This window comes from uncultured Psychrobacillus sp., from assembly GCF_938022135.1.
Classification (GTDB): domain Bacteria; phylum Bacillota; class Bacilli; order Bacillales_A; family Planococcaceae; genus Psychrobacillus.
Genome location: NZ_CALIED010000016.1, coordinates 18,491 through 30,196, shown reverse-complemented (window position 1 = coordinate 30,196; position 11,706 = coordinate 18,491). Strand labels below are relative to the sequence as shown.

The 11,706-nt window shown below is 36.5% G+C and carries 13 protein-coding genes; 2 read left to right on the top strand and 11 right to left on the bottom strand.

All coding sequences use genetic code 11. The features are described from left to right. Positions 1–85: 85 nt before the first annotated feature. The 7 genes from Q0371_RS03445 to Q0371_RS03415 all read right to left on the bottom strand — a co-directional run bounded on the left by Q0371_RS03445 (position 86) and on the right by Q0371_RS03415 (position 7,050). A complete protein-coding gene (locus Q0371_RS03445) occupies positions 86–2,740 on the bottom strand; it encodes a DNA translocase FtsK (protein WP_298468291.1) in 2,655 nt (884 codons plus the stop codon). Between the two features lie 125 nt (positions 2,741–2,865). Beyond that, positions 2,866–3,471 (bottom strand): YtpR family tRNA-binding protein, encoded by a 606-nt coding sequence (gene ytpR, locus Q0371_RS03440; RefSeq protein ID WP_169360021.1) that lies wholly within the window; start codon positions 3,469–3,471, stop codon positions 2,866–2,868. After that, the gene (locus Q0371_RS03435) at positions 3,468–4,283 is read right to left on the bottom strand and encodes a DUF1444 family protein (protein ID WP_169360020.1); all 816 of its coding nucleotides are present in this window, start codon (positions 4,281–4,283) and stop codon (positions 3,468–3,470) included. The genes ytpR and Q0371_RS03435 overlap by 4 nt, the downstream gene beginning before the upstream one ends. A 139-nt stretch (positions 4,284–4,422) precedes the next feature. Continuing rightward, a complete protein-coding gene (locus tag Q0371_RS03430; protein WP_169360019.1) occupies positions 4,423–4,734 on the bottom strand; it encodes a thioredoxin family protein in 312 nt (103 codons plus the stop codon). Positions 4,735–4,744: 10 nt separating this feature from the next. Next, on the bottom strand, positions 4,745–5,257 hold the full coding sequence (locus tag Q0371_RS03425) for a hypothetical protein (protein WP_240949727.1): 513 nt from the start codon (positions 5,255–5,257) through the stop codon (positions 4,745–4,747). A 93-nt stretch (positions 5,258–5,350) separates the two neighbouring features. Then, the gene (locus tag Q0371_RS03420; RefSeq protein ID WP_342567885.1) at positions 5,351–5,902 is read right to left on the bottom strand and encodes a DUF84 family protein; all 552 of its coding nucleotides are present in this window, start codon (positions 5,900–5,902) and stop codon (positions 5,351–5,353) included. A gap of 74 nt (positions 5,903–5,976) precedes the next feature. Further along, complete coding sequence (locus Q0371_RS03415; protein ID WP_169360018.1) at positions 5,977–7,050, bottom strand: M42 family metallopeptidase; 1,074 nt, start codon at positions 7,048–7,050, stop codon at positions 5,977–5,979. Positions 7,051–7,220: 170 nt separating this feature from the next. On the opposite strand from Q0371_RS03415, the gene Q0371_RS03410 reads away from it, so the two are divergent. Together Q0371_RS03410 and Q0371_RS03405 are read left to right on the top strand one after the other, a co-directional pair. Continuing rightward, positions 7,221–7,535: a hypothetical protein gene (locus Q0371_RS03410; RefSeq protein ID WP_251556320.1), complete on the top strand. Its 315-nt coding sequence runs from the start codon at positions 7,221–7,223 to the stop codon at positions 7,533–7,535. 70 nt (positions 7,536–7,605) lie between these two features. Beyond that, on the top strand, positions 7,606–7,770 hold the full coding sequence (locus Q0371_RS03405) for a hypothetical protein (protein WP_169360016.1): 165 nt from the start codon (positions 7,606–7,608) through the stop codon (positions 7,768–7,770). A 683-nt stretch (positions 7,771–8,453) separates the two neighbouring features. Here Q0371_RS03405 and Q0371_RS03400 read toward each other — a convergent pair. From Q0371_RS03400 to trmB, 4 genes are all read right to left on the bottom strand, one after another. Beyond that, positions 8,454–9,104 carry an HAD family hydrolase gene (locus tag Q0371_RS03400; protein ID WP_298468278.1) on the bottom strand — a complete coding sequence of 217 codons (651 nt, stop codon included), beginning with the start codon at positions 9,102–9,104 and terminating at the stop codon, positions 8,454–8,456. Next, a complete protein-coding gene (locus Q0371_RS03395) occupies positions 9,088–10,029 on the bottom strand; it encodes an alpha/beta hydrolase (protein WP_298468275.1) in 942 nt (313 codons plus the stop codon). The genes Q0371_RS03400 and Q0371_RS03395 overlap by 17 nt, the downstream gene beginning before the upstream one ends. Before the next feature lie 146 nt (positions 10,030–10,175). After that, on the bottom strand, positions 10,176–11,024 hold the full coding sequence (locus Q0371_RS03390; protein ID WP_298468273.1) for an MBL fold metallo-hydrolase: 849 nt from the start codon (positions 11,022–11,024) through the stop codon (positions 10,176–10,178). Between the two features lie 31 nt (positions 11,025–11,055). Beyond that, the gene (trmB, locus tag Q0371_RS03385) at positions 11,056–11,706 is read right to left on the bottom strand and encodes a tRNA (guanosine(46)-N7)-methyltransferase TrmB (protein WP_169360013.1); all 651 of its coding nucleotides are present in this window, start codon (positions 11,704–11,706) and stop codon (positions 11,056–11,058) included.

Here is an 11,706-nt window from a genome sequence, read left to right as displayed (position 1 = left end):
CACTTATATACATTGTCTAAACGTTCGTCTATTAGACGTATTCCCCATTATATCACTTTTTAGTACGTAATATTAATAAATATATTTAACTAAAAATTTGGTCTAAAGTGTCGTTTTTCAGTAACACTTCTCTCGCCTTACTGCCTCTTTGCTCCGAAATGAATCCAGCCTCATGCATAGCATCGATTAGTCTAGCCGCTCGGTTATAGCCTAAATGGAATTTTCTTTGAAGCAAGGACGTCGAAGCAGTGCCCTGTTCTACAACAAATCGGCAGGCTTCCTCAAATAAATCATCTTGCTCAGCTGCAACCTCAGACTTTTGAATTAACTCATCCTGCTCAAATATATATTCAGGAGTACCTTGACTTCTAGCAAATTCAATAACACTTTCAATCTCCTCATCCGTTACATAGGTACCTTGAATACGGACTGGACTTGACATACCATTTCCTTGATATAGCATATCCCCGCGACCAAGCAATCGTTCGGCACCCTGTTGATCCAAAATAGTACGTGAATCAATTTGAGAAGATACCGAAAAAGCAATTCGAGTCGGTATATTCGCTTTGATCAGACCTGTAATGACATCCACGGAAGGACGTTGAGTTGCCAAAACAAGATGTATGCCACAGGCTCTAGCTTTCTGTGCAATACGGCATATAGCATCCTCTACTTCTGTTGGCGCCATCATCATTAAATCAGCCAACTCATCTATAACAATTACTAGGTATGGCAGTTTTTGAGCAAACTGTCTTTTTTCAGTCGCCAAAGTATTATATCTGCTAATGTCACGCACACCAATATGAGCAAATAACTGATAACGTCGTTCCATCTCCTCGACTGCCCATTTAAGTGCCGCTGTTGCTGCCTTAACATCTGTAATAACTGGGCTCACTAAATGAGGAATATGGTTAAATGGAGCAAGCTCTACCATTTTTGGGTCAATTAACAATAACTGAAGCTCATTAGGTGTTGCTTTATAAAGGAGGCTTACAAGTAAGGAATTAATAAATACAGATTTCCCTGATCCTGTTGCACCTGCAATTAAACCATGTGGCATTTTTCTTAAATCAATAGTCACTGGTTTACCAGTCAAATCTAAACCAAGCGCTGACTCTAAAGGAGAATCTGATTCCTTAAAGACATCTGTATTAAGTACCTCCGATATTCGAACGGCACGTGATTTTCTATTAGGTATTTCAATACCAATAGAACGCTTCCCCGGAATAGGAGCTTGTATCCGAATATCCTTAGCAGCTAGTGCAAGCTTTAAATCATCTGCCAGATTACGGATTTTACTAACCTTCGTACCATGTCCAACTGTGATTTCAAACTGTGTAACTGCTGGACCTTGGACCATTTGGACAATCTCTCCACTTACTTGAAAGTACGAAAGTGCTTCTACTAATGTAAAAGCTTGATTTTCCATCCATTCTTTATCCTCATCCTTAATTTCGGGTGGTAACAGGTAACTAAAGGAAGGTTTTTCATACGTAGATTGAGGTTCCTCCTCTAATGGTGGATTAACAGCAATTGTTTCCTCAATGACTACTTTTTCCTGTGTAGGAGCTTCCATTGGTTTTTCTTCCACGACAGAACGGTTAGATGTTGGACTTTGATAAAGAGGGATTATTTTATTTTCTAGTTTATTCAACTTTTCCTTATCTGACTTCAGCATCAATACGTTAAAAGGTCTAATTTTTTCTTTTGACTTAGTTTCAGTGACTTTAACGTCTTCTTGTTGTGGTTGCAGTTTCTCTACTTCCATATATTGTGGCTGATTTTCGTCCTCTAATACCTGTTCTTTCAGGTCCTCTACTTCAACTGCTTGTTCTCGCACTTCCTCTAATGGAACTTCTATAACCGATGAAGGAGAATCTAGTATTTCAATAGCATCCTCTTTCTCTAATACTTCTGTAGCTGCTATCAGTTCCACCGCTTGTTCTTCTTTTAAAGTAGGAACATAGCTTTCTATTTCGTTATTCATCGGCTCCAGTTCTTCTTTTTTACCTTGCTGCTCTAAATCAGAAACAGCATATTCTTCTATATTGTCGGTTTCCTTCTCCAATATTTCTTCTGATGTTGTTACCATTTCCACCGCTTGCTCTTTTTCTTTTGGTGTAGGTACATAACTTTCTACTTCTATACTCGTTGACGTGGGTTCTTCTTTTAATGTAAGTTCGTCTAAAACAGGAACTTCTGGCTCTACGATCACATCACCTTTTGGCTCGTATAATTCTGTAGTCGTTACTAATTGTTCCGGTTTTTCTTCTTTCAAAATAGGAACAACTGGTTCTACTTTTTTATTCGTTAAAATAGTAACTTCTTCTTTATCAACTTGTTCCTGCTGATAGCTGTTACGAAGATTACCTTTTGGCTTATTATAGCCGTACACAGGAGAAGGCACCTGCGTAGGAGTGAAAGGCCGTTTTTTCTTTTCTATAATAGGCTCGTCCACTATTACTTTTTCCACTCTTTTAGTAGTTGGTTGTAATTTTCGTTGCTGCCATCCCTCATAAATGGGAGGTGCTTCATATATTTTCTTCTCAGGCTTTATCGGCTCAGGCTCTATAATTTCCTTTTCTTCCTTTGACCCGTACAAAAATTCATTTTTTTCGCTGTCCGATATTAATGGAAAACGGAAAGGAGTACGTGGTTCTCTTGGAGATATCTCCTCTACTTCCTGTTCTTCTATATGTTCTTCCTCATTATTAGAAAATAACTTTTTAAACCAATTCATTTACATCACTCTTTCTACTCGATACCTCTATTTTACCAATAATTAAGGTATACGTCTGTTAAAAAATAAAAGATAGTAGAAAAAAAGCATACCTATTAGGCATGCTTAAGAACTTCTTCTTACTTTTATGATACAAAGGCACTTCCTATTTCATTGTTATCTTCCAAAACAAGAATCCCTTTTACTTCTGGAGCGTTCGGTAAAGCTAGCTCTCTTGCAGAGCAAAGCATACCACTAGAAGCGATGCCACGAAGCTCTGCATCTTTGATCACCATACCAGACGGCATGACTGCTCCTACTTTAGCTACTACTACCTTTTGTCCAGCATCCACGTTTGGAGCTCCACATACAATTTGTAGCGTTTCGTTGCCCACGTTTACTTGACACACCTTTAGTTTATCGGCGTTTGGATGTTGTTCTAATGATTCGACTAAACCAACTACAAACTTAGGAGATAAATCGACCTCTAATTGGTAGTTTACATTATTAGTATTCAATACCTCTTGAATTTTAGCCACAAGCGCTTCATTTAGATCAACTTGTCCGTTTGCTTCTAAAGGTGCATATTTACTGAAGCCAAATATGTTAATGGCAAGAATCTCAGAAGTTTGCGCGTCCTTGACAAGCGTCACATCTCCAATAATGTCAGTAGTAACCTTTTCTGTTTTTTCAGGCGTGATTTGGATTAACAAAACGTCACCTACACCAGCTGCGTTGTAAAAAATATTCATTTGTCTTCTTTCTCCTTTGTTACTCGATTTTTAGCCAAGATAAAAATAGGCTCTAAATCTCCCTTTTCGTATATAAAAGATAATGAGGTGATCGGCACAGTTCCTACTGTAAAGAAATGCATAGTCATTTGAGCTAATACATCGTAGCCTGTCTCATTTCTTATATCACCAATAATCATAACATCTTGATGGGGTACAGAAACAGTCATATCTCCAGAAATCTGTTTTTTCATATCTTTTAGAAGCGATTCGTTCAATATTCTGCTTGCATCATAGCCATCATTATTGTTAAAAAAGTAAAAAGTATTACCGGCAACTTCATCTGTCTTATAATTTGTTTTTAAGTTTCTGACTTGGAAAAGAGCTCTCTCACGTATTTCAGTCTCACGCAAGCCCCAGCCTGATAACATTTTCTCATCTATTAAACGATACGTGTTACCTAAATCTAATACATAATAGATTCTTGTTTCTGCTGTATGATCCTTCGTAACAAAACGATTGCCCTCATTTGATTTTAAAGGAAAGGATGTTGAACGAATAACTGGGTACACAGCAAAATTCGGGTCCAGCAGTCCCTCCATCTCCTTTTCCATCGCTAAAAACGTTTCTAATATCGTGTAAACTACCTCATCTATTGCCTTTTCTTTTTTGGTCTCATATCTTGCCAAAATCGGAGGAATGGATAGATCTATTCCTTTTCCTAGTTCCTTATGCGTTAGGCGCAGTTTGTTTGTTTCACGATTGTAATCATACGTATATTTATCTTCTGAAATTTTTGTTTTAAATATGTTTATTAACTCAAGAGCTTTCAAAGTATCCTTCCTTTCACAATTCTTTCGCTACCTATGTGCATTCTATCTTTGGGGAGCATATAAAAACAACTATTATGTACTAAGTACTACTCCTATTTACAAAATGTAAAAACGGTTCACAAATGTGAACCGTTTTCTATTAAATAGATTGAAGAAATGATTCAATTTCTTCTCTTGTTTTGCGATCCTTGCTTACAAAACGACCTACCTCTTTACCACGGTCATAGGCGACAAAGCTCGGAATACCTAGAATATCTAACTCCACGCATAAATCTATAAACTTGTCCCGATCAACTGAAATAAATTGAAATTCAGAAAATTGTTCTTCGATTTCCCCCATAAAAGGATCAATAAAATGACAATCAGGACACCAGTCAGCTGTAAATTTAAATACAACTCTTTCATTGTCTCTCAATTGTTTAAATTGTTCTATAGAATTTAGATTTTCCATGTTAGCCCTCCTACTTCGTTTGAATAGATCTTACAATCGTCATCATCTGTTCTAGATTATCTGATACGTCTTTCTCTTTGGAAATCGTAGTTAACTTAGTTCCACCTATACTGGATACCAACTCATATCTATCTTCACTATTCTTCAGAATCGCTGCATAACCAAAACGATTGTCCGCTTCAAAGGTCTCTTCCTTAATAATATTTATATTCTTATTAGACATCATTAAGTCGTAATACAATTTACTCGTAGACAATTCATTTGGGTTTATAAACAAGATATAAGAGTCTTTTCCTTTTGATAGTAGAATATTAGTTTCATCAGAATCTTCTTCAACAGAATATCCACTTGGTAAAAATAGTTTAATGTCATTTACTTCTTTGTTAGGATCTTCAGCATCCTCCGTAAAAGCCTTCTCTGCTTTTTCTAGGCCTTTAACAGCTTGTTCATCTAAAGATGCACAGCCTGCACATAAAATGACAACTAGTGACGCGAGAATTCCTCGCATCCATTTTCTCGTCAATTTCGTTCCTCCATTCAAAGCATAACTGCTATATATTTTATCGATGATTTAATTTACTTGCAACTAGTATAGCTTATTGTTCTAGATAGGATTTCATTCATATAAATCTATTTTATCATGCTTTAGCTTTAAAAAGAGTTCATATTGACCTATAAGTAATAACATGATGTGCTCAAACATATCATTTCTTTTTATTATACCATTAGTAAATACACCAATAGCTCCTTCGTTGTGACGAATCCCCTGCTTGTTGGTATAGACGTCCATTATAGGACCTAGTTCCCCTCCAGCTCTCAGCTGCTCTGCAATTTCCACGGGTAATGGTACACCAGCTCCAGTAGCAGTAAACACTTCCCCTGTTTTGATTGCTAGTGCTCCCCAGTTGCAAATGTACATAGTTCCATCGATTTCTTGTACTCCACCCTCTAATCCAATACTGAATGTTCCATCTAAAATATCCATTGCATGTTTGGCTCGGTTGATAGCACCTTGTCTAGTCTCCTCATTACTCATTGGTTGGTCGGACACTAAAGAGGGCACGTCCTGATTTATAAAAATAGCATTGGGATAATATAATCTCCCTACTGTTTCTACTGCCTTAGTTTTAGCTCTATTATTAGTTGCAATCAGTATTTTATGCATCATTTCATTTCTCCTTCTTTAAAACAGAAACTGTCTTGGCCATAACTCTAAAAAAAAAATGCCACAAGGGCATTTTTTTATACATTAGCTTTAATCGTTTCTAGAGTAGTGCGATCACACGCCTTAACTAGCTTCACGATTAATTCTTTCGCTGCAGCGTAGTCATCAGTATGAATGATAGATGATGATGTATGAATATAACGTGAACAAATACCAATAACTGCGCTCGGAACGCCTTCTAGTGAAGTATGGACACGTCCTGCGTCTGTACCACCTTGGGAGATAAAGTACTGATAAGGTATGTTATTCGTTTCAGCCATATCTAATACAAATTCTCTCATACCACGATGAGTAATCATAGATCGGTCAAAAATACGTAGAAGTGTACCTTTCCCTAATTGACCAAACTCATTTTTATTGCCAGAAGCATCATTAGCTGGACTAGCGTCTAAAGCAAAGAATAGATCCGGCTTAATCATATTTGTCGAAGCTTGTGCACCGCGAAGTCCAACCTCTTCCATTACGTTTGCACCGGAATATAGCATGTTCGGTAGTTGTTCATTTTGAACTTCTTTTAATAATTCGATTGCCAGACCACAGCCATAACGGTTGTCCCAAGCCTTCGCCATTATTTTCTTATCATTTGCCATTGGAGTGAATGGGCAAACAGGAACAATTTGATCGCCAGGCTTGATACCCATACGCTTAACATCCTCTTTGTCATCTGCACCCACATCAATTAGCATATTTTTAATATCCATTGGTCTATTACGAACCTCATCACTCAACAAATGAGGTGGAATGGAGCCTATTACTCCTGGAATTGCTTGGTTATACGCAATGATTTCTACACGTTGAGCAAGTAAAACTTGGTTCCACCAGCCTCCCAATGGCTGAAAACGAATCATACCGTTATCCGTAATACCGGAAACCATAAATCCTACCTCGTCCATGTGACCAGCAACTAAAATCTTCGGTCCATTTTCATCACCTTTTTTTACCCCGAATATCCCACCTAAATTATCCTGTACAATTTCATCTGAATATTTAGTTAGTTCACTTCGCATAAAGGCACGAACCGCATGCTCATTTCCTGGCGCTCCTGGTAACTCAGTTAACGTTTTAAATAACGCGCGTGTTTCTTCATTCATTATTAAAGCCTCCTAAAGCCTCGTAAAGTTAATATTCACTCTTTAAATACATTCCCTCTCTATTGTAATAAAAGATTGAAGGGTTTACTACTAATAAATTTCGACATACGAAAAATTTTACGAATTCCATTTATATGATAAACTAAAATAAACACAAGGGAGGAATTAGAATGAAATTAAGAGACTATATGATGGGATTAGGTACAGGAGTTGTATTAGGTATTGTTGCAAGTCAGGCTGCCACTAAAATAAATCCAAACAAACCAGCAGATCTAGTGCTTAATAATATAAAGAACTCCTTTAAAGAAGAAGGTCCAATCGATGGGTCCTGGATTTATATGAGCCCAGAGCCGTTCCAAAAAGAAGCAATCCGTTTTGAAGTGTATAAGGGCGGAATATCTAGAATTAAAAATGGAGAACTAGAGCAATTTGAATTTGCAGCTGACTCTAAAACAGGTTCTGTAGTAGACATAGCAAAGGTTTAATCATGTCCTTTTAGTAATAAAGCATAAAACCTCTTATTAGGTGTAAATTATCCGTAGGAGGTGATGTTTCATGAGTAGTAAGAACAACAAAAAAACCATGAATAAAAGAACACATAACAGCCAGGAGCTATACAAAAATCCTACAGTTAACCCCGATACAGAACTCGGGATAGACTTTGCCGAAGTCTCTAAAAATAAGGTGACAAAACATATTACAAAAGAATCGAATAAATAATGCAAAGGTGAGTTTAATAACTCACCTTTTTTTAATTGTGGAAGTGTTGCGCCTATGAGGCGAAGTATTGCGGGAATTGGGTGAAGTGTTGCGCCTTAGCTCCAAGTGTTGCATATATCAAAAGTGTTGCGCCTATACTCCAAAGTGTTGCGAGAAATGAGTGAAGTGTTGCGCTAATTTGGGTAAGTGTTGCGAGTATTGCTTCAAGTGTTGCGCTAATTACATGTAGTGTTGCACATACGAAAAGTGTTGCACTTTTACTACAAAGTGTTGCGCTAATTGCAAGAAGTGTTGCAGGGTCCTCTATGAGGAGTGCACGCTATTACGCCGGGAATTATTATCCAAATATTTGAAACATTCCTTCTCTTCATAACGTATCCCTTATTAGAAAGCGAGGTGAATTTATCAAAATGGGTAAAAGTACAAGTATAATTTTTGTAGTCCTTCTGAGTTTTGTGATCAGTTACATTTTATCATCAGCATTTGCTCATTATGGTTTAAACACAACAAATTTAATCACAGGGTTCATTATAATTGGTTTGACTCTCTCTGCCGTTTCTTTGTTTGGAAAACTATTTCCTGAAAAAACAGTTGTAGAAAATTAATAATTTTTTAAGTTTGGGAGTGTTTTTTAAAAAACTACTCCCAATCTTTTTTTTATAATTTTCACATCGTGTTACTGTTTAAAAAAACCAAATTTGATACTCCTTTAATAACATTTCTAAATCTTGTTTGCTTCTATCAAGATAGAGACCTTTTATACCAGCTTGCTCGGATCCGTATATATTTTCTTTTTTATCGTCAGTAAAAACACTTTCCTCGTTACAAACTGATAGCTTCTTTAACGCAAGTTCATAAATAGCTACATTTGGTTTCTCTAACTGAACGGAGGAAGATAAAATAATAGCTTCAAAATAGCAACGTATTCCTAAACGATCAAAAACCAAGTCCATACTTGGCATTGCATTAGATATAACAGCTAATCTGTATTTTTTACTTAAATGCTCTAATACCTGTTTAACCTCTACGAACAATTCACAGTTTACTGCGTAATGAGTAAAAAGAAATAATTCTTTGGCCACTTCTTTATTTTTCAAATACTTAGCAATGGTCCCATAATAACGCTCATAATATTGTTTCTCTTCCTCCCAAGTAGTGATAAATTGCTTTTCAATTTCATTAGCAATATCTATGGCAGCTACAACTTCAGAACGTGTATATCCTCTTTCCAAGAGTAAATTAATAATTCTTTGCTCCCCTTTTAAAAAGGTATCAAATAGGACTCCTCCTGCATCAAGGAAAATTACTTTTGCATCTCTACTTAGTTTGCTCATATTTTCTCCCTTTACTTCTAATCTCCGCTTCTATCTTTCTAACAGAATTTATTATAATATCTGGTCGATCTAAATGAACGGAGTGATTAGAACCTTTAGCAAAAATCAAATTACTCTTTTTAGTCAAATAAATTTGTTCCTTAATCAGTTGCTCCCACTTATCTTCTAACAAAGTTATCTCTGTTTCTGGTAATCCTTCCCGTATCCCTATCGATACACAATGTTCTTTGTCTCTGCCAATTACTATTAAAGGTAGGTCTGGACAGACCTCCATATTTTTAATTACTTGAGCGTCATGCTTCCAGTTGCTAATTTCAAAATACATCGCCTTATAAAGAGTTGGGTTTAATGGAAATTCCAATAACCTTTTTTGTATTTCTGGAGGAAAGCTAAGTTCTTTTTGAGTCAGAATGATTGGTTCAATCAATGACTTGATTTCATCTGTCTTCATAGTGCTATAAGATAAACACTTTTGAAGCCAAGCATCATCTGTAGAGTCTTCATTCATAACAGGTAAATCTAATTCATCCAATACTCCAAAATCGACAGAAGTAGAATCCACTAAGACTACCCCTAGAACCTTTTCAGGATACTGCTTCATAAAATGCTGAACACATAATCCCCCGTAGGAATGTCCAACCAAGGTGACAGGTTCAGTGATATGAAGTTTGTGAATAATCTCCACCATTTCATTTACCACCTTTTGTGTATTGCGCTTTGTTCCACACAATTCACTTTTTCCAAGTCCTGGTCTATGAAACATAATGACACGATTTGATTTACTTAGTGCTTCTGTTAACTCATACCACTCATCGAATGAGGATGCCATCCCAGAAACGATTAGTATTGGGCTACCTGTTTTTCCTTTAATGATGACTTCAATTTTCTCATGGCTTAAACTTAAACATCTCCTAATAACTCTCACCTCACCAATTTTTTAGTGTAATGTTACTTACTTCTATATGTTTAGCCAAACCACCTGTTCCGAGTTGCTTAAAACTACTCTTCACACCATTTTTATATAAAAAAACCAGCTATAAATGCCAATAGACATTTATAGCTGGTGTATTTTTAAGAACGCGTTCTCTCTAATTTTTCTACAACTTCCTTGCCATCCGTGGACCATTTAATCATACGGTGGTAGGCATCATGGTAGAAGCTGAACCAATAATTATTTTGCAACGCTTCATTGACCCATTTTTGCTTAGCAAATACAGAGGTCATTGGGTAGTCATCGTAAGCCAATACCCATAATGGATTTTGATGTGCATGTGTTGGCATAAGGTCTGCCATATGGATGATTGTTTCATCCTTTTGCTTTAATAGCACAATACTATGACCATCACTATGACCACCTGTATGAATCATCTCAATATCTTCTAAAAGCTTAATAGAATCCTTGAATGTAATGACCTGTGATTGAATGGGCTCCCAGTTTTCCTTCCAATATGTATTGCTTGAACGGACATTTGGGTTCTTCATTTCATTCCATTCTACCTCTGAAACATAGATGGAAGCATTCGGAAAACTGGAAACTAATTCTCCATTTACCCATTTAGTTAGTCCACAAGCATGATCGAAATGTAAATGAGTCATTAAAATGATGTCGACATCCTCTGCAAGCAGACCTAACTCGACAAGATTGTCATCTACCACTGACTCATCTGTAATGCCATAATTTCTGATTTGCTTGTCTGAGAACTTTCCAAATCCTAGCCCAGCTTCTAGCAAAATGTTCTTCCCTTTATGTTGAATCAATATTGGATCGGAAGGAAGTTCAATTTGATTTTTTTCATTGACCGGGTATTTCTTTTCCCATAAAGGTTTTGGCACTACTCCAAACATGGCTCCCCCGTCCATATGTGTCGTGCCACCTTTTAACCAAGTTAATGTCATCTCGTGAAATTTATACGTATCCATACTTTCATCCCCTTTGAATAGTATTGATCTTTTATTTTTGGCTAATAAATCTAGCCTCTAGACGATAGATTGGTTGACCTTTTGCAGAGAATTTCTCTTCATATTCAGTCATAATATTATCTTCTGGCATATTCGCATGTAAATCAAGTGATACATACGTTAACAGCATTCCATAGGCAGACATGCTTGTAAGTGAGTATTCAAATAATCCTCTATTATCTGTTTTAAAATGAATCTCTGCATTGTCTACTAAAATAGATTCATAAAGCTTTAAAAAGCCTTCATGAGTTAAACGTCGCTTTGCATGTCTAATTTTTGGCCATGGATCAGAGAAGTTTAAATAGACGCGGTGGACATCATTTTTTTGAAAATATTTTGCTAAGTCAGCGCCATTTACCTTTAATAGACGCAAATTTGGTAAAGGCTGAGCTTCTATTGCATTTTCTAATGCAGAGACAATGACACTGTCATAAAGCTCGATTCCTATATAATTGATGTCGGGATTTTGTTTTGCCATTCCAGTTACAAATTGGCCTTTCCCAGTTCCTACTTCTATATGAAGTGGATTTTCGTTATCGAACACTAAATTCCATTTTCCTTTTTGTTCTTCCGGATTTGGAATCACTATTTCTGGATGAGAATTTATAAAATCCTCGGCCCAAGGTTTGTTTCTTAATCTCAT